Below are 21,379 nucleotides of genomic sequence, written 5' to 3' on the forward strand. Positions count from 1 at the left end.
CTCACGGTCCGGTTCGCAATCGAACGAAATAAAGCTGCTCCGCCAGCTTCCCAACGGTTTCAACCGCCTTGTAGAAAACCTGCTCGTAAGCTCCCATGGGGATCGTCTCATCGCCCAAGAATTGGAAGATGTCCGGACCTGATTTCCAATCGGCTCCCTCGGCATCCGTGCGACCTTCCAACACCAGTTCGATGCCATTCCCACCTATGGGGCGCTTGTAGGATACCTTCAGGAACTGAACACCCCCCTCCGTGGCGATTGAGAGTTTCAAGATATCCAAGACCGTCGTCTTGAGTTTTGGGTCCGCTCCCGTGGCTTGCTCGATCGCGTTGGGAATGCCGTCGGCGTCCGGATCCGCCTCCGGTCCCCAAACCGTGCTCTTCAGCGAAAGATTGGAAGCCGTGGAAGCGCCAAAATTTTTCTCCTCCCAGGGTCCCTCGACGGTGACGACCACCACGCATTGAGTGGAATTGCCGCTGGAGTCCGAAGCCGAAACCACCACCTGATGTTTGCCGATCGGCAGCGGTGTCCCTGGCGCCGGGGACTGAGTGATCTTCAGCCGGTTCACGGGCGTGCAGTCGTCAAAAAAGTCCATGGACGACACGAAATCCGGCGTCGACGCGACGCATGGCGACTGTCCCGTGGTTGAATTCACCGGCTTCTGACAGTGCAAAGTGACCTCCGGCGGACAACTCATGAGCGGCCCATCGAAGTTCGTGAATTCCATTCCACCCGGATAACCATACGAATCGAACTCGGAGAAACCGTATCCTGTCAGCCCGATGGGCCCTTTCCCGCGGATGAAATAGGCGGTGGCCGGTTGCAACCGAACCTGCGCATAGACCGCCCCCCCACCCACAAAACTTCCCTTGGTGATGTCCGCGGGATTCCACGCCCCCAATCCCAGACCATTGAGGGTCGTGCTGTTCAGCTCCGTCAAATTGCGGGCCACGATATTGACATAGTTGGCCTCGAAATCCACCGCCTTGGGGGTCTGGATTCGGTAATCAAAGAACCAGCTCTCCACCGGCTGTATCAGGGTCGTGAAAGGATCGGCGTGAACCACGTGGTCGAAGTCCGAACTGGATGAAATCTGGGTCACCAAAGCGGGCCCGCGCGCATTCACACGCGTTGCGGATTTGATGAACACATCTTTGAACTGACCCCGGTCGAGATTGAAACTCTGATTTCCGTCGCTGCTCGCCAAGGTCACGAGATTCTTATCCTCCGCCGAAAGGATGCGCAGCGTGTCGCCCAGGCGGGTCGCCAGAGGAGCCACCAGATAGCTGGTCCCCCACAAATTGACCGGCAACAACTGCTCGACAACCACGTCGCAAAAGAATTGATTCACCGATTGGACATTGGCGCAGCGGTGCGACCCAAATACCGAGATGGGTTTGTTGGCGACAAGGCGGGTTCCCGTCAGATCGGCGGGCTTGCCGTTCTCATTCCGCAATTGATAGGTCTCACCCCGCTTCAATTTGACGACAAACGGAGTTCCCGCCGGGTGCGAACCGACCTTGCCGGAAGGCGTGATGGTTACCTCTGTGTTGTTGGCTACCGCGACGATGGCAAATTGCGTGCCGTTCAAAATCGGAATGCCGTTAAAAACGTTCGGATAAGCCGAAATCCAATATTCCAAACCCAGACATTTCACCGGCAGCGCCAAAAAACTGTCCGTCGTGTAATCCATCCGAGTTGTCCCGTAAACGGCGACCTCCGCGGAAGCCGTGACACGAATCGCTTTGTGCTCGATCTGCTCGGGTCCTCTCAATTCCAGCACCGAGGGAATCGCGACGGTGAGGGAGCCCTCCGCGGGGATGGAAAAACTCTTTGGGAAACCCGAAATCGAGTATCCAGGAAGATCCACCACCCCCACGGTCTTGGGTGGGCCCGCGATGATCAAACTCAAGGCAAGGGGCGTGTCGGGTTCCTGCGCGTAGTTTTCGGGAAAGGCGATCCAAAAGTCCCTGCCATTCGTCCGCTTGGCACAATCACCGCCGGTGGCTCCCCGATCATATTCCAAGCAGAGCTGCGTGGGGAGAATCAGGAATCGCCGGGCGTTGGAATCATGGCTCAATCCATGAAATGCCAGCACGTTTCCGCCGGATTTCAGAACACCGAGGTAATCGCTCAAATCAATGTCTTCCGCCACCAATCCCTCGGCATCCGGTCGATCGATTGGAGCTTTGCTATTCCACGTCGTGTTTTCCGGCGCGTTCCGCCTCGCCACCTCAGCCCCGTTCAAATAGGCGATGAACCCGTCGGAATATTGCATTCTCAGTTTCAAGCCCGTCGCCAGCGAGGGCGAAACGGGCACATTGAACGGCACCCGGATGAAGGCCGAAGCATTCTTGCCTCGCATGGGAACACGCACGTCGGTCCCGATCAAACCGCTATAAAGCTGGCCTGGACCCGGTCCCGCATTGAAATCCTCGTCCAAAACCGACAACCCCTGCATCCCTGCGGCAAAAACCGCTTCAACCTGCGAATCCTCCAGTGACTTTCCCCAAATGATGAAGTCGTCCAACTGGCCTGTATAAGGAAACTGACCGGCCAGATCTCTGCCCTCGAAGAGGTCCGCCTGGCTGACAATCGTGTCCAATGCTTGCGAAGTCAACGCGGCCATCCCGATTCTTTTCCCATTCAAGTAACCCACGACCTGCCCGGCACTTCGGTTCACAACGAGTGCGGCATGATGCCACGTGTTGGGGGCGGTGGGACCCAGAGTGATCGTCTTGGCACCCGCGGGACTCACAACCTGAACGAAAGTGGAGGCTTGCGTGCGATAGATGCGCCATCCCGAAGGCAGCGCTGTCGCCGCCCCGGCAGGTTGCTTCGAAACCATCACTTCCGTGTAGGTCTGCCCGACGGTGCTCGCCTGCTCTCGCGTGGGGCGAAACCAAATCGCGGCCGTAAACGAACCGGCCCCGGGATCCAGTTCCACGTGATTCGCGACCCTGACTTGGTCCCCGGCATCCCCTGAAAACCCGAATCCCTCTTCAATGCGTCCGGCCCCTTGGCTAACCCCCCCGACCATCGTGCCATGATGCAGCAACGGTCCGCTCTTATCCAGAACCTGAGTGGCATTGAGGTCGGGTTTGTCGAAGGTGTGGTGCAAAATCACCTGTTGTCGAAACGGGTTCTCCCCGACATCAAACCCCACTCCAGTCACTCCGCGAATCCAATGCTTATCCGAAAAACTGGCGAGCACCCAATCCATGCCCATGTTGTTGGTTGGAATCAGCGTCCGGGCCACGGCTCCCTTCTGGAGCAGTTGCAGCCCGTTGCAGAAACATCGATTGGTCGGATCACTGAAGGTGTGGGCCTGGGCCAGTTGAATCGTAAACAATCCCGAGTAAGGCACGCTGCAATCGTAGCCGAAATTGGTGTGCAGCTTTCCGTTCGGCCCGGCGGGACGCCGGTCTTTACCCGAGGCGAACAGCCGCAAAGTCTGGCCTGAGGTCAGCGCATACCCCGCCGGAAACTGCCACTTATTCGGAACCTTTGGGTCGTCCGTGAGATAATGGCCGGAGAGGATGCCGGTTTCCAGCGACCGAATCTCGATGTAAGCGGGAAAATCTCCATCCTCATCCGCAAACGTCGTGTTGGCGGCCGCGGGCACCACGGTCACAAATCGAAGCTGCCCCTGAACCTCGACACTCCACGCCAGCGATGCCCAAGCCAGCAGGAACCCGCAAAAGTGCCGAATCGTTTTCATGGCGTCAGACTGAGGAGCAACAACTCCACGTTGAGATTCGACAACACGAGGCTCAGGTTCGGACTGATCACCTGAACGCCATTGTTCGCAAGATTGACCTGCCCTGGATTGAACCCGACCAGGGTGTCCACCCCTTCGCCGTCTGCTTCCAAAATCGAATCAATCCCCAGCATGTTCGAAAGATTGAAGAGATAGAAATCGTTACCCTTGCCCCCCAGCAGAATATCAAACCCGCCACGGCCCTCGAGATAATCCGCATCGTCCCCGCCGATCAGGATGTCGTTCGACGAACCCCCAATGAGCGTGTCCACCCCGCCCAAGCCTGACAATACAACCCGGCCGGCGAACCCGGAAGCATCCAGCGTGTTGTTACTGGAACCACCGGTCAGAAGGGCTTGTTCGAATCCCACCAGGGTATCGACTTCAGAACCGATCTTGAGCTGGGTATTGGTCAGAACAAAATCCGCATCCCTCGTTTCACGGACGATATCAATGCCCAAGCCGCCATCCAGCAGGTCCGAACCGCCGCCGCCCATGATGAAATTGTTCAGGTTGTTTCCAGTCAGGGTGTCCGCCATGGCTCCACCCACAACGCTCTCAATGAACGGACCGATGATCTGCAGCGTAAAATTCGGCGTCACCGGCTGCGGGACGAAGACTCCAAGATTCAACGTGACGCTTCTCGATTCAGTCTTGGCGAAGGTAATCGTGTCCAAGCCGCCATCATCCGCGAGGAAATCGCTGCCCAGGTTGTCATCGGCATCGAATTCGAATATGTCATTTCCCAACCCGCCATTGAGCTGATCATTTCCTCCCGCGCCGACGAGAAAATCATCCCCTCCGCCCCCGTCCAGAACATCCGCTTCATCCCCGCCCTCGAGGCGGTCCTTCCCGAGGCCTCCGTTGAGGGTGTCCACTCCCTTGTTCCCCTCAAGGACGTTATCCAAATCGTTTCCGGTGAGGGAGTCATTGTTCTGGCTTCCCTTCACATTTTCAACCCAGGCCGGTCCCGGCAACTGAAGCTGCAAATGGGCGTTCACCACCTGCAGCGCGTTGGACGCCAAGTTCAACGCGATTCCCAGGGTGGTGGTGCTCCCGAAATCAAGGGTGTCGGTGCCCCCCGAATCGGCAAGCACATCAAGTCCTAAGGCGCTGTCGGCGTCGAAGACATAGAGATCGTCTCCATCTCCGCCGTGCAGAATTGAGTTGCCGGGGCCGCTGACCAGCGTGTCCGCGCCGTCGCCACCAGCAAGCGCATGGATCCCTGTTCCAGCATAGAGCACATCATTTCCATTCATGCCGAAGAGAACCGCTTGCCCCGAGTATCCTCGCGCATCCAGCACGTTGTCGCCGTCGCCCCCCGTCAGCAGCGCGCGCTCAATGCCGGTAAAAACAACCTGTCCCGCACCGCCCGCCAGGAGAATGCCCGCGTCGGTGATGGTAAAATCATGGTCCCCTTCCAGCTTCACCGTGTCCCCGAAAATCTGTCCCGCGCCATCGATGGTAATAGGCCCGTTCGTCCAGCCGGTCACATCGAAGACGTTGTCGCCCGGACCGCCGGTCACTTTGATCAATTCCACCTGAGCGACCTGGTCGAACTCGGATTCCGGAGTCAACGGATCGTCATCGATGACGATCGCGTTGTTGACCAGCACGAAGAGCTTTGCGTCTTTGACGATGTCAATTTTGTCGCCGGTGCCGGCTCCGCCATCGAGAACATCATCCCCCGTTCCACCCGACAGAACATCATCGCCTTCTCCTCCCTTCAGAGTATCGGCCCATGGCGAACCGATCAGGGTGTCGTTCCCGGCCCCGCCTTTGAGCGTCACCATGATCCTGGGCTGGCTTTGAGGATTCAGGCTCAATGCCGAGGCGTCCATCAGATCGTCGGTGGCCCCGCCGGTAAGCTCCACCCTCTCGATGCCCAGCAACTCGAATGCCTGATCGGCCACTCCGTCAACAGCGGCGCGATCCAATTCGACACGGACATCCGATGCGCCCAAGTTCAGCAACTTGAAGTCCCCGGCGGCTTGCATGAGGAATTGGTCTGCACCAAGCCCGACCCCGGTAATCTTCGCGCTGCCACTCCAGCCGGTGAGATTGAACGTGTTCGACCCTTCGCCCCCTTTCAACTCCGCCGCTTCAACCGAATTGAGTGATTCGATCTCGCCGTTGCTCTTGAAGAGGTTCGCGTTGTTGAGGACGAAGTGGACATTACCGGATTCGATCAAGAGATCCACGCCCTCACCGCCTCCGATCGTGTCGAATCCGGCGCCGGGATGGAAAATGTCATCGCCTTCACGCCCAATCAGCGTGTCGTCCCCTGGTCCCCCGTAAAAGGTATTCGATTCCGAGTTACCTTTGAGAGTGTCGTTCTTGTCCCCTCCCCGAATCTCCTCAAAACCACCTGCCCCAAGAACCAGGGTCAATCCACCCACCGGCTGCGGAGCCAGCGAGTTCAAGTCGACATTCACCGCCACACCGCTCGTCAGGGAGAAATCCAGCACATCGCGGCCCGGGTCGCCGAGATTCTCGACGATCGTTTCCACCCCCCATGGCAAGTCGGCATCGAAACGATAGGTCTCACTTCCTTCCCGGCCTTCAAGACGGTCGTTCCCCAGCCCTCCCAATAGCACATTGTCTCGCGCGTTGCCGATCAGGAGGTCGTCGCCGCTTCCTCCCAGCAGGGCGTCAATATCCTCATCCCCGAAGATGAGAGACAGCGGCCCCCCCAACCAAACCTCCCGGGCGACGTTCAGAATATGCACGTCCACGGTTAGATTGTGGCTCAATGCGGTGAAATCCAGGGTGTCAAATCCCTTGTCCGAGGCGGCGGACGCGCCATCGCCATTGCCCGTGACCGTATCCACTCCCGTGTCGGCATTCGTGAAAACAAATACGTCATCTCCCTTGCCACCGATCATCTCGTCATTGCCACCCTTGCCCTGGAAGGTGACGTCGCCGGAATACCCCGACGCATCCAGCACATTGTCGGAAGCACCGCCGACCAAGTGCGCGCTCTCCACCCCGGTAATCACATAGAGGGAGCCATTCCCGAGTGTCAGACTCGATCGATCGTGGCCATTGAGATACTTCCCGATCTGCTGGAACCCAAGTCCGGTCTTCGCGGGACTCACGCCAATCATGTCGGACAATGGAGCTGAGGTCTCGTTGGCCAGGATCAATGATTTCGTCGGCCCATCCTCGGAGGCGTCTGCGGTCGAAATCTCTGGAAGAATGAATTTTGCCACGGGCGAGAGGAGCGTGAGGGACTCGCCCACTCCGTCCTTCAGCTTCATGTCGGTATTGTGATCAACCAGAATCCGGTCGTCGCCGAAAAAGCCGAAGATTTCAGCCGAACCGCTCCAATTCGTCAGCGTGAAGAGATTGCTCGCCACGCCGCCCACCAACTTGAGGTGTTCGATGCCCTTAAAGGTGATGGTGGTGTCCAAGTTGATTCCCGGGAGGTCAAAGTGCAGGAGATCAGCCCCGCCGGGTCCGGCGCCTCGCTGCACAGAGTGATGCGCATCGCGCGTTCCCTCCAAAATGTCACGATCGAAACTTCCCTCGATGATATCGTCGCCCCAACTGACGGCGATGAAGTCGTTGCCCAATCCGGCATCAATGATGTCCAGGCCGTAACCCCCGGTGATAAAATCCTCTCCGCCCTGGCCGAAGATGCGATCAATGTTTCGTCCCCCGTCGATGGAGTCATCACCCGGACCGCCGGAGAAAATGAGCTCGTTGTAAGGGTTCAGAACCGGAGGTGGGGCTGGATCATCCGGGGCGGGTTGCAAGAATCGTCCGGGGTGCAGGTGCCGTGGGATGTAGCCCGAGTCACCCAAAATCAGATCCCAGTCGTCCCCAGCCTGAATGGTGTCATTGTCCTCAATGGCTCCGGCCACATCCTTGATGTAAAGGGGAGCCTGCGCCAGTTTCTCGCCCGGAGCCGTGTAGAGGTTCAGGCGCAAAACCACGGATTTGCATTCCTCAATTTCCCCAGCGGCGAGAATTTTAATGGAAAGGGTGCGTTCGAACTGTCCGATCTCAAAGTTCACGACCCTCCGGATTGGCTTGTAATGCTCATTCTCCTTTGCCGCGTTCGGGCCTACAAGTTCTTCCGTCCACAGGACAACCGCTTCCCTGCGCGTTGCCTCCCCTCGCACCAGTTTAATGACCGCGAGGCTGTCCTCATCCGCCTGGCCCACGGAATAGACCGGCTTGTGGAACACCACCACGTCCGACGCCGGCACTTGCGGACCCTTCTCGATGGTCACGTTGAGACTGAAGTCAGGATTGGCGGGGGTGTCGTTGAGATCGAACACGGCGGATCGGAAATCATCCGGATCGATAGCCGACGCGGTCGAATATCCCGGGGGCAGACCGAACTCGAGTTGATATTTGCCGGGAAACACGCCGTTGAACGCATAATTGCCATTGATCGCCACGCTGGACTTCACGGTGTCCACAATGTTGCCCTTGTCATCCAACAGATTGATGTTCATGCCCCCGTAGGGGATCAACGGCAAGGCCCCGTCCTTCAGCCAAACCTGGCCTGAGACGGTGGCGTTGTTGCCCATGCCCGCCGTTTTCACGTCGAAAATCAATCCGTTCAATGGACGCAACCATTCATATTGCTGGCCGGGCGGAGGATTGAGCGGGTCCAGCGCGCGAATCTTGGCATCGTAAACACCTTGGTTGATCGGCGACCAGTGGTTCGTTGCGGTCTGCCAATGCCCCCCGACCACATGGTCGTCTCCCGCTCCGGCGTCGATATGATCGTTCCCGGGGCCGCCAAACAGGGTGTCATCCGTTCCTCCCCGCCCCACGGGTTCGGGATTATCAACTCGCCCCAGGCGCAATCCCTTGGTTTTGTAACCGACCGGCTCAAAAAGTTCCAATCCGCTACCCCCCAGGAAGTTAATCGTCTGCGAATCATTGTCGGTGGTCAGAATGAATCCAGAGTAAAACTTTTTCTCAGTCTGGCTGGGATCTTTGATGGTCAAGGTGCTTTCGATGACCTGGATCACTAGTTTTCCTTGCGAGGCATGCGCGATATACAGGCCATCGTGATCGGTTTCCGCGAATTCAAAGAGATTGTTGTCTCCATCGCTGATCGCGACGATCACACCCTCCAAGCCGCGTTCGTTGAAATCGAAGAATCCATTGCCATTGGCGTCGAGGAACACATAGCCCTTCACCTCGTCTTGTTCGTCGTCGCGGATGGTGGCGATGCCCTTGGTCTGCAGTAACTCTGCGTGTTCGACGCCCGTCAACCAGAGGCCGAAGTTCTCAGGAGCTTCGAGAGCAACGTCGTTTTTCACCAAAATTTCGATTTGGCCGTAGGAATAGTTGGCGTCGATTTCGGGGAACAAGACAACGGAGCCGGTGCTGCCCGTGTAATCCAAACCATCAAACGCCGTCAGATCTACCGTTTTATAGAAGACCTTGATGTCGGTCAGATTGTCGGTGGAACGCAGGTGAAACACCACTTTGACATTGTTCCCTTCCGTCACTTCAACCTCGGATTCAACGAGGTAGACTCCGGGCTTGTTCTCATTGTCCAAGATGTGGAGCGTGGCCTTGAAAGGCGCCGCACTGGCGGGCTTGCCCGTAAAGCCCCTCATGCTCAACGCCACCTTCTCCGTGCCCTCCCACTTGTGATCGTCGAAATTGCCGACGCGAATCGCGACGGTCTTGACGAACTCGTGAGGCGCGAAGGACACGATATAAGTGCCGCCTTCGTAATCTTCGAGATGGGTGGCGGTGATGTCCTGAGTATTGAAAACTGCCGTGGCGGCGCCAACACCCGCGCTCTTGATCAGCGTGATTTCGGCGAAATCTTCATACTCGTGCACATAGAAGTTCGTCTTCGCGAAGCTGATGGGATGGTTGCCCTCCAAACCCGAGTCGTTGTCCACGACTTCAATAATACCGTGATTGCGGGTAATGACTGCATTTTCGGCCGCCGTCAAATTGATGAAGAAGGTCTCGACGCCTTCCGGATGGAGATCCTGATTCAACGTCTCGACCAGGAGATGCTTCACGGTTTCACCAGGCTTGAAATGCAACTTCTGGTCCTTGGGCAGGGCACTGGGATCCGGCGCGAAGATGAAGTCCGGACGCTCCTGGGTTAACAACATCGTCAGGGAAGGCAGGGCGGAAACGGCGGTGCCTTGATTGCTCGCGTACGTCACATACACGTCCTTCTCGCTGGGATTGAGCAACCTGACCTCAAAGATGGCCGCTCCCCCTTCAAAGACGCGTGTCTTATTGGGCAGACCGTCCACTTGGTAAATGGGATCCAACGCCAGGAAGGCGCGCACCGGACCGTCATCGTCCGCGATCACACCCACACCGTGCTTGTCCGCCAGCAGCGCCTTCTGGGCGTTGTACAGCTCCACGAAGAATCGTTCCTCGTACTCGTCCACCGAATCTTGCAACAAGGTCACTTTAAGTGACTTCTCGACCTCGCCCGGCAGGAAAACCAGCACTCCGCCTCCAGGAAGATAATCCAGGCCCGTGCTGGCATAATGGTCTTGGCCGGAAGCCTCGAAAGCTGCCGCGTCCACGGTCTGCCAGTTCACGGTGACGACATCATGGCTCGGATTCGACAACCGTACGACGAAGGTGGCCGGTGTGTTTTCGACCGCAGGCTTGTTCGCTTTGTCCTCGGCGACGTAATCGCTGATGCTCAACTCGGGCGGAGCGTCGTCGCCCACAATCGTGCCGATCACCGTAAAACTGGCCTGGCCGCCATTTTGGAAGAAGACCGGGTCCTGGTTCGGGAAGCTGATCTGGCTGAGCATGACGCTGAACTGCTCAAAGCGTCCTTCGTACATCGTGTCGCCCAAAATCGGGACCGAGACCGTCTTGTTTCTTTCTCCAGGCTCGAAGGTGATGATCTGATCTACGGCCACAAAATCCTTATGAACACCGGTGGACTTTGCGGTGGCGTCAAAGGTGCGGAATCGGACCGAAACGGAGGACTGGACCGCGCGGGAAAGACTCAACGAGAATGGCATGGCCCCGGTCGCGCTGGCCCCTTCATCCACGGAGGATTCAGCGATCGCCAGCACCACCTCGCCGATCACCCCGGCGCTCATGGTGCTCAGCGTCTGGTTCACATGCAATTGAAAGGTCGGCGTGAGCCCAATGTGCGGATTAGCCGCATTGATGGGAACGGCATCGCTATCGGCATTCTCATTCCCTGTGGCATTGGGTGTCACCAACTTCAGCCCCTTGCCCGTCACCGTGTTGTAAGGCGTGGTGAACTTGAGCCAGTACTTATCCGGATCCAGTCCGGTAAACTTGAAGGATCCGTCCTCCTTGGTGGTCGTCTTGTCGGCGAAGCTGGGATCGGATTGAGAAAAGATTTGGACCATGATCCCGGCGACGCCTTGTTCACCTTCGTCCCGAATGCTGTTGCCGTTCATGTCCAGCCACACCACCGAACGCACGGCGATGCCGGTGTCCCGGTCGCCGGTCTTTCCTTGGGCGTCATCCCCAAACAACTGATCGTTCCCTGTCCCGCCATCCGCAAAGTCATTGTCATCTTCCTCGATGACTTCGCTCTGCCCGCTCACGAAGAAATTGCCACCGAAAAGGAAGTCATCCCCCCGCCCCCCGAACAGGAAGTCGTAATTCCCTCCGCCAATGATGAAATCATCGTCCGACTGAACCGGATCATCCTGATATCCGATATCCTCCAGGTTCACCCCACTGGCCAGGATTTGGGCTGTGTTGGATACCCAGTTGGGTGTCCAGGACTTGACGGTACTACCCACGAGCAAATCAATGCCGCTGTGCCCGAACAACTGGTCGTTCCCGTTGTCGCCGATCAAGACGTCGTGGCCGGAACCGCCGAGGATGAGATCGTCGCCACCGCCGCCCCGGACGACGTCATCGCCGTCCCCGGCGAGAATCTCATCGGCTCCATCGCCCCCCTTCACGATGTCGTTGCCCAACCCCGCGTCGATATAGTCGTTCCCCCCTCCGCCCTCGATCACGTCGTTGCCCGCGCCTGATAAGATCGTGTCGGCGCCTTCCCCGCCGTCAAGGGTGTCGTCGTCATCGCTGCCGGTGATTTTATCCGCGCCGTCATCTCCGTAAACTCTGGCCTTGCCATAAACCAGGATGGTGTCCGCCCCGGCGCCGCCGCGGATCTCCAAGCCCGTGCCTCCACCCGTGATGGTGTCGTTGCCTGTGCCGCCATCCACGAATCCGCCTCCGCTTCCTAACAACAGGGTGTCACTCCCCTCCCCTAGCCGAATATCCACGGATGAAGTCGTGCCGCGAAGATCGATATAGTCATTCTTTTCCCCGGCATTCTTCACATAGATCTTCTTGATCCCCTTAAACTCCTCCACGAAGCCTTCCCAATTGACTTCAACGGTCTCGCCTTCGGCCTCGTCAGCGATGTGTTTGACTATAAATCGCTCGGCACCGTCCTTCGTGTCCAGCGCGAGCCTCTTATCGGCGTCATCACCGATATGCAACGTCAGGGTGCTCCCACTCTTGCTGGCCGGGACCGGCAACTGGCAGGTGAATTCGAATTCAAACAGGGTGACGGTGAGGAACTCCCATTCCGCTTCGATTGAGAAGAGCAGCAGATCGACTCGCAAGAATGCACGGAGGAACAAATCCACTTTGCCGTGAATATTGAAGAGGCAAAGCGGATCGATCTCCGCCAGGGCGATGAGCTCGCTGATCCGGATGCGTCCGTCGTCGTTGAAGTCATTCAGGTCGAAATCGACCGTGACCCGGACGCCACCCTCGACTCCCGCCTCTGCCACGCCCAGGTTAATGGAGGCTCCTGCGAAAATCTCACCGTAAAGCCGAATTTCGGGACGCTCATTCCCTGCCTCGTCAAAATCGATGATGTAAAAGCCGTCAAAAATATCCAGGACGTTCTTCTCCGCCGATGAGATGAATTTCTGAATCCCGAAGGTGTCGTAGCCAAACCCAAAGGTAAGCTCGGCGCCGACCGTGCCGCCGAACCGGGCATACAAAGGCCCGTAGATGGGGATCTTCTGAACGTAGGTAAATTCGAACTTGAAGGTCGGCAGCCGCACCTCGATCAGACGCACCGCTTCGCCGGTGAACAATCCAAAGATCTCCGCCGGGTTATCCCAAATGGGGAAATGGAACACCGAAGCATCCAGTTTGCCCATAAACCCAATGGTATCGCTCGTCTCCGTCCCGCCCACGCCCGGATTGGCATTTTGGATCGATTCCAAATCCTGCTGAAAATTCCCGAACAGCTCACCCGCCGGATTGACCTTGGGTTTGCCTCCCCCAATGTCTGCGATCATCTCGAACGCTCCCATCGGAATGAGCAGGCTCTTGCCGTCGTAGTTTCCAACCAACTGAATGATGTCGACAACCTGCTTGATGACCTCAATGAACTTCCGAGTTCCGGGATCGAGGTAACCGAACGCCTCCGCCAGGTCGAGGAAGGTGATCGGCTTGCCCAGCAAATCGCTGATGATCGGAAGCGGGGTGGTCACCATTTCCAGAATCGGATCCGCCGGCTGTACGAATTCACGAATCTTTCCCAAGACCGGCCCCAGAAAATCGGAAATGTAAGAACCCAGATCGAGGTAGATCTCGTCGATGGAGACATTGGGTCCTTGCTGCCCTTCGTTGAGGTCCCAGCTCCAGTCGAGGTGGAAATTGGCGAGCACTCTCGGGAAATTCGCGTTTCCGCCAAAACTCAACGCGGCCTGCAAATCCACGTTGGCTTCCGCGCCAAGCTTGGGAACGAAGACTTTGCCAAAATCCAGTCCTGGAGAGGAAAGCTCGGCCCAGGTCAGTTTGCCGTCGTTATTGGGATCCTTCAGGTCGATCTCAAAACCACCTCTGAAGAAACTTCCCAAGTCCTTCACATCCAGTTGAAGGAAGAAGAGCTGGGCGCTGCCGGCGATCTTCGGAGTAATGCTGAAGCCCAAGAAGAGTTCGGCGCCCGTCGATTTCGCTGAACTATTGACGTCGTTGATATTGACCGAGGGCAGGCTGGGGGTGCCGGAGGTGACGAAGTAGAATCCGTCCTTCTTGTTAAGTCCAAATCCGAACTTGAAGTCGAAAGCGAGTTGCAACTGCAGGCTGCCATCGAGTTCAAGTCCAAACCCGGGAACACCCACATCGATATTCAAGGCGTCCCCCGTGTCCAAACTGAACAAGGCCTTGTGCAGCCGCAAATTGACCTCCAGCCCGTTGTCGCAATCGAGCTCGATATCAATCTGCTGGAAGGTTTCCAAGGGAACTCCGGTGGCCGGATCCACCAGCAGGTCCGCTCCCGGTTTGCCCAGGATATTCCAAATGACCTGCTTCAAAGCGCTCTTGATGGTCTCAATCGCGCTGCCTCCGTTCTGAGCAATGGCGTTGCGCAAGTCCGCCAGCAAGCCCTCGCGGAAATCCTGGATGAAGTTGGCGGTTCCCGCCAGCCCGTCCCCGATCAACGGCAGATCGAGATCGCCCACGGCGTCGTTCAGACCGTCCTGAATGAACTTCAACGCGCTGTCCAAGCCATCAAGGAACAGCCCGGCGCTGGCATCAAGGATCGCGCACAAATCCAGATTGTTGAAAAGCTGGCTGAAGTCCGGGGTCGAAATGGTGGTCTTGGCCAGCTTGCCCGTCGAATTGTTGGTCGTGGTGGCTGCTTGGCCATCATCATCCGCCGTCGCCACCGCCGTGAAGGTGGGCGCTTGCGAGTTGATCGCCGTGATCATCTGCTGGGCCGTCGTGACCCCGCTGTTCAGGGTCAAATTCAGCGTGTTGCTGCCCGCGTCGTAATTCGCTTTTGGAGCAACCGCCGGGTTGTGGATCAAGGCAACCTTGAATTTGTCCTTGGCCAAATCGGAAGTGCTGACAATGAAATCGTTGTGATTGCCGCGAACTTGGACGGTCGCGGTCGGATTATTCGCCTGATCCGGGAAGAAAAGCCGGACGAGATCCGGAATATCCACCACCAGATGGTTGTCGGGATACCCGTTCCCATCGGCATCCGCGTCACTGCCGAGCGGTTTGCTTTCAAGGGGGGCGAAGATGGGGAGGTCTGCCGTCAACCCCGCTCGGGCCGTAATGCCAAAGCTCTCGGGATCGAAAAGGTCCTCGTTGAAGTAGTGTCGATTGTCGCCATTGTTATCCTTGAATCCAATAGAGAGTTCGGCTTTGCCTTCGGTGTCAGGATCCCCATCGGCGTCGAGGGTGACCGAGCCGTCGCGCACAAAGATTCCAACCACGGATCCCAAGGAGGCTTCAAACTCAAGTCCGGTTCCCAGAACTTCCAGCTTCAAAGAAGCCTTGGTGGTGTCGTAGATAAATGGCTTGATGCCCTTGGGATTGGTGATATCGAGTCCGAAATCCACGACGACTCCGGCGTAGGCTCCCACGGTCAAAAGCCCATCGCCCTCGATATGGATGAAGCTGGTGACTTGGGAGAGAATCTCCGCGGCGGGACTGTTATCACCGGCAATCTTGCTCACCAGTTTCTGCAAGTTCACCTGGAGGGGAATGGTTTTGCCAAAGCCCGTGGTAAAATTGAGATGCACCTTGATCGCGGTGCGATGGACGAAGCCAGTGCCCAACCCCTCCGTGAGGGACACCGTCCAGGGAGATCCCAGGGCGTTGACTTTCGTCAGAATCACATCGGCGGTGGTGGCTCCCGAATCGATTTTGATGGTGAGCACCTTGGTCGCGGCATTCCAGTCAGCCAGCGCCTGCCCCCCGCTCGCTTCGGTGCTTCCCACAATCTGAATGCGGGCATTGGCCAGACCCGTGCCGTTGGCCTTGAATTTAAGTCCGTTTCGTTCGCCAGCCGGATTGAACAAAGCCTCCACGTTGCCCGACACCACGGTGGGCACCGGGCTGGGTGTGTCTTCCACCAAGATCTTGAAGATGTTCTGATTGCGTCCGTTGATGTGGAAGAGTTCCTCGATCTTCTGTTGGAAGATGCCGACCATCTTCTGAAGGCTCTTCGGGTTGCCTGAAGCGACTCCATCCACGACGTCTGCAATCTTCTCCGCCCACTTCAGCATGTCTGCCAGGCTGATCTCGATGAAGGGAATCTCCTGGCTGAGGAATCCAAACTCCTCAAACTCGGACAAGGTGGAAACGATGGCTCGGAGGGCTTGCAAGATCTGCAAGAAACCGATGTCGCTGAAATTCTGGACACCGTTCAGCCCTGTGTAGGTGAGGAACAGTCCCGTCTTCCCTGGAGCATAAGGCTCCGGATTGTAGGCCAGGTTCTTGATGTCCGGCACGAGGATGCCGATGTTGGCGTCACTCGGGAGAATCAAGCCCAGCGCCGGGTCAATCCCGAGTTTGAGCTGCGCCGAAAATCCTCCCGTAATCTCAAGATCAGCGACCAGGTTATCCAGCGAGGACAACCCGTTCATCAGTTCCGGAATGTAGAAGCGGGTCTGTCCGTTCGCCCCGTTCTTGATCTTCAGACTCAGCCCGATGTCCGGGGAGGTTTGGAATCCACTGCCGGGTTTGATGTCAACATCAAGGAAGCCAATCCGAACCTTCCCCGTGGCGGGACCGTTGATGTCCAAGGTTGCCGAAAATTCGGCGTTGTCGATGAAGAGGCCTTTCAGCGACGACTTGGCCGCGCTGCCAAGAAATTCGAATCCACCCAGATTAATTCGATCGGTTCCAATCCCCATTTCGGTGGCCGCCGGATCGTTGGCGAGCGAGACCAGGACGAGCAGGTTGATGACTCCCAGCCGATTCTGAAACGACCCGTCACCGTTGAGGTCTTCCCCGGAATCCAGGATGCCGTCTCCGTCCTTGTCTTCCCCAACATCAAGAATCTTGTTGTTGTTGGCGTCCTCATTGAGGTCGAGCCGGCCGTCCCCATCATCGTCCTCACCCGCGTCAAGCTTGCCGTTGTTGTTGTCGTCCTCATTGAGCTTGTCGAAATGCCCATCGCCGTCCAAGTCCTCCTGCAACGCCATGAACACGATGCTCTGAGCGGCCTTGCGGGCAATGATCCACTTGTTGAGCGGCTGGCCGAGGTAGTTCTTCTCGCCGAATTTCTGGTTCACGTAGTTCACCAGATGTTCCATCCGGGTGAACGCGGCGGTATCCGCGGAAGCGAGCGTGATCGGAATTCCAATGGTGTCCCCATTGAGGAAGACGCTGAAATGCGCGTCTGCGGAGAGGCGGCCGTTGGAAGGAATGGGAACGAGCGGGGAGGACAAGATCATCGGGACTTCCACCGCGCTGAAATCGAACCCGACCGTGAGGTTCAATCCCAGTTGCGCCGAGGCGCTCAGACTGCCGTTGAGGGAGGCTTCGGCAATCAAACCCAGGTTCTCACCAAATTTGAAGGGCAGATTGAAAAGCGGCAGCGTCTTATTGATGGTCGCGTTGAATGAGACCATCTTGCTGTTGGGGTCGAGGGGTGGCGGACTCACCCCCAGCAGGGCGCCGCCAATCGCTTGGATCATGTCACCAATGGCGCCCCGTTCGACTTCCACGGCGTTCTGATTCGTCCGGAAACCCATTTTTTGCAGGGGATGATTCGCGCCGGTGAAAGTCAGAACCAGAGTCGAATGCTTCTGCATCTCACCGTCGCTCAAGGCGAACACCGGCTGGCCGTTTTTGTTCACCCGGGCAACGACCTTCCCGCCCGTCGCCGCCGAAACTTTCGCATGAAGATTCGAGGCTAACTGAGCCGTATTCGCGAACGCTCCGGCCGGCATCGCAATCACAACCGGTTCGTTGGATCCTGCCGCGTACTTGCCTACCTGGAGGCTGAAACTGAAGGCCGGGTAACTTCCAGCCAGGGGCAACTGAGCCAGGGGCAGTGGAGCTCCTGATGCGTCGGTGTAAGCGGCCACAGGCCGCAATTCCACACTGGCGACCTTGGGATAAACATTCGCAATGAACCAATTGGCGTAATCCAGCACGTCGCCAAGATTCTTGCCGCCGGTGAAGGGAATCTGGAGGTCGAAAACGGAGGAATTCCGGAACTGATCCAGCCAATTGATGAACTGCTTGACCATCGGCAGCAAGTCGCCTTCGCCCAGTGAGGAAAAGTCAGGGAGATCGGGCAGACCGGGTCCCAGGATGATGTCGCCATCGGATTCGACCTTGACCAGGAAGTTCGCGGGCAAGGCGCCCACTTCGCTGAAAATCACGGTGTTGGCCGCAAAATCCACCGTGATGGTGAAATTGAAATTGAAAGCACCTGGACCGACGGCAATAAAACCGTTGACCGTAATCTTGAGGTAGTTCGGAGTGGCTAGAACAATATTGTATCCGCCTTCCGTGGCTTGGAATAGACCCCCTGTCGTGTTCACTTCCAGGGCAATGTCCCCGCCAACCTCGATCATTCCCGACTCAAACTTCAACGAGGCTTTCCCACCGAATCCCACCTGATTGATGGCGAACTGCCCTGCCCCTTCGCGGAAGGAGATGACTTCCTTCGTCCCGGCTTTGATCTGCAGCCTCAAGTCTTCAGCCTTAACCCCGAGAAACTTCTGACCATTGGCATCGACATTGGTGAAAGTGAACACACCCGAGAGTTTCTGGGCGCCTCCTCCAGCGTTGAACCCGATGCTGAGCGGCCCTTTGACCTCGAAAAAGTCACCGGCGGGAATGCTCAAAGGCACCTGCCCCATCGGAATCGGAACAGGCAAGGGCGGGTCATCCGCCAATGCAAATCGTCCTGCGCCTTCACGGGCCGGGGCGAAGCTCGGGCTGGGTGGTGCCGGTGGAGCACCGGAGAAGGACGCCCCGCTGAAATCAAACACCTGATTGATCGCATTCAGCGCGTTGTTGTTGAAATTGAAGCTCAACTTGATGCCCGGGGCGGGATCCCCGTCGTCCAGGACCAGAAAAGGAATGCTGATGACATCCACCACCACTTCAGCCGCGCCGGCAAACTGGCCATTATTAATGACAAACAGCCCATTACCATCCCGGATGTCGAAGAACGGCTCCACCGGACCCAAATTAAAATCCACGTTGCGCGCGGCGACGGTCAGCATTTCCTGCCCTGACACGGCCTGGCGCCGCTCGACACCGAAATCGCCGGTAATCACATCGAAGTCCGCCACCGTCAGGTTAACCCTCAACATGCGGAACCTGATGAATGGGCCGATGTCAACGTTCAAGTTCACGCTCTGGCCGCCCAGCATGACGGTGCGATTGACGGCCTGTGTGGTCGTGTTGATTTGTAATCCAATGACGCTGTTTGGATTGGTCGTAAAACTAAACACCCCGGGAGCTCCAAAAGTGAAATTGCCAACCGAGGCCTCACCGGCGATCCCTTGATCGGTGCTGACAAAAATGCCCGAAATCTGGTCCAGAACCAAAACCTGCTGATCGACCCCATCCAGGAAAGGAAGCGACACATTGCTGAAAGCGATGGTCACGAACTTGCCCAAGTCCGGATCCTCCTGCCGCTCAAAGGCAAAATTGCCCGAGAGGGTCAAGGCGTCCCCCATTTGACCCGCCAACAAGCTCAACGCGGCATTGGTGGCCTCGACTCTCAGAAATTTGCCTTTGGGGAGATTAAGATTCTTCGTCGTCCCCAGCACTTTGACTTGCCTTGAAAACGGCACATTGAAGTCGTTCAATCCCACACTGAACTGCCCGGTCAATCCCGCCAACCCCACGATATCCACCGCCACATTGGCCGAGGTAATCTGGGCGACCATGCCCGACTCGCCCGCCACTTTCGTCATCAACAGCACACCGGCGCCGTTGGTGACGCTGACGAGCTTATTGTTCCCGGGCAATACGAAGTCAAAGGAAAGCCCCTCCACTGCCACGACGACATCTCGCTCGTTATCAGCCAAATTGGCCGGGGTGGCGTCATTCGGCTCGAAGGTGAACTTGCTCGCGCGCAAGACGAGGTCCGGAATCCCCAAGTCGAGAGCGACGTTGGTCCCATCAATTCGATAGTAGGGCCCTCCTCCCGGAATCAGCACGGATTGATTTCCTGGCAGCGGGACCGAGATCGGGGTGTTGGCCTTGTTGAAGGTCAGTTTGAACGTTCCCGACAGATTGTCGATGTTCGGCAAATCAGGTCCATTGCCGGGGGCAATCGTCAGGGCCATTTCCCCGGCCATATCTCCGTTCCCTTTCAAGAGGAAGTTCCCTTGCCCGGTTGCCTTCAGAATCCGGATCGGCTGGCCACCTCCCATGAAAATATTGAGATCCAATTTGGAAACATCGGCATCGATCGCGATATCCGTGCTGGCTCCCGCCTTGGAAAGTGTGAACACCCCTTTCAATTCTTGATTCAAGACCTTCAGCTTACCGTCGATGATCAGCGTCAGATCCGGATCCACGCTATCAAACAAATCTGGATCGACGATGCGCAACGTGTGAACCCCTTCATACTTGGCAAAGGTGAACGGAGCCCACAAATTGACGGGGTCGTTCAAGGAAGCGTTCAAAACCAGCGTGGCATCCAGGGAACTCCCTTTGACCGTCACAAACTTGTCGAAAGTGGGCAAGGTTGGAGGATTGACCGCCAGCCAATGACCAGGCCCGGGAGAGGTCAGCGCCGGGTTCGCGGGAAGATTGGGATCCACCTGAAACGTCAGAAAAGCCTCAAAGATGACATCCCCGGTCATCCCCACATTGACCAACGGATTCCCGACCAACCAGGGCGGAATGAGCTGGAGAGGATCTAATCCTTCAGCGATCGCCTTGGTCCTCAGGGTGACCGACCTGAAATCAACGAAAGGACTTGGAATTCCGGGTGCGCTGTCATACCCGATGGTGAGGTCGAGCTCGACCGTGTTTTCGAGAGTCAGCTTGGACCCCGGACCGAAAACAATGTCGAACACCTCATTCAACCCATCCGCCAGCAACGCCGTCAACTCGACCTCTTTGATGATGATCTTCAGATCCCATGAATAGAAAACAATCGGGTCGCCGGGCTTGGAATAATGACCCAAGACGGAATCGACCAGCACCTGGAAATTCCCAAACGTCTCACCATCCAATTCCTCAAACTTCTGGGTGACCTGGGCCTGCGTTGGCAGGGAATTGACGAAGCTGCCAATTTCGTTGGCAATGGTATTCTGGATCGCGTTCTTGGCGTTGATCAGGTCATCAATAGGACGGCCAATCAGCCCTAGCTCCTTTTCACCCGGGAGGCTGACATTGAGAAGGTTCTGGACGAGGTTGGCAACATCGTTGAGTGCGTTCTCGACCTGGGGAACGACAAACTGGGTATTCACGACCCGTAACCGAACCTCCTTCGCCAAATCATCGTATTCCGGGACAAGGGCCAGTTGGTTGTTGCCAGGAATCGTGGTCCCGAAATACTTGGAAAATTCCCCCACCCTAACTCCGCCCCACTTAACAATCGAGAATGTTTGCCCCACCACCGGGGTAAACCCGGAAAGTAAAATCGTTAGCTTGCCGTTCAAACTGGCATTCCCCGAAGCAATAACCTGATCGTAAACGACTGGCGCGTTGGTTGCATTCCAGCCATTGATTTCCACTTCCAACACGCCATCAACACCTTGCGTAAAATTGGAAAAATTGCTGACCCCAGGGGAAAAGCCGGGCGCGAGAACGCCAGACTCATTGATCAAGTTCAAAGAACTTTGACCCGAGCCTTTAAGGATCTCTCCATCCTTTAGAAGCCTCACTTGATTCTGCAAACCCTCCTGAACCTGAGGCGGA

At 56.8% G+C, this 21,379-nt stretch carries 2 protein-coding genes; both read right to left on the reverse strand.

Annotated features, from left to right (window positions below):
• Position 1: 1 nt before the first annotated feature.
• Positions 2-3,721: an HYR domain-containing protein gene (locus FJ404_03315; GenBank protein MBM3821913.1), complete on the reverse strand. Its 3,720-nt coding sequence runs from the start codon at positions 3,719-3,721 to the stop codon at positions 2-4.
• On the reverse strand, positions 3,718-21,294 hold the full coding sequence (locus tag FJ404_03320) for a hypothetical protein (GenBank protein ID MBM3821914.1): 17,577 nt from the start codon (positions 21,292-21,294) through the stop codon (positions 3,718-3,720). The genes FJ404_03315 and FJ404_03320 overlap by 4 nt, the downstream gene beginning before the upstream one ends.
• Positions 21,295-21,379: the final 85 nt, after the last annotated feature.

This window comes from Verrucomicrobiota bacterium, from assembly GCA_016871495.1.
GTDB lineage: Bacteria > Verrucomicrobiota > Verrucomicrobiia > Limisphaerales > VHDF01 > VHDF01.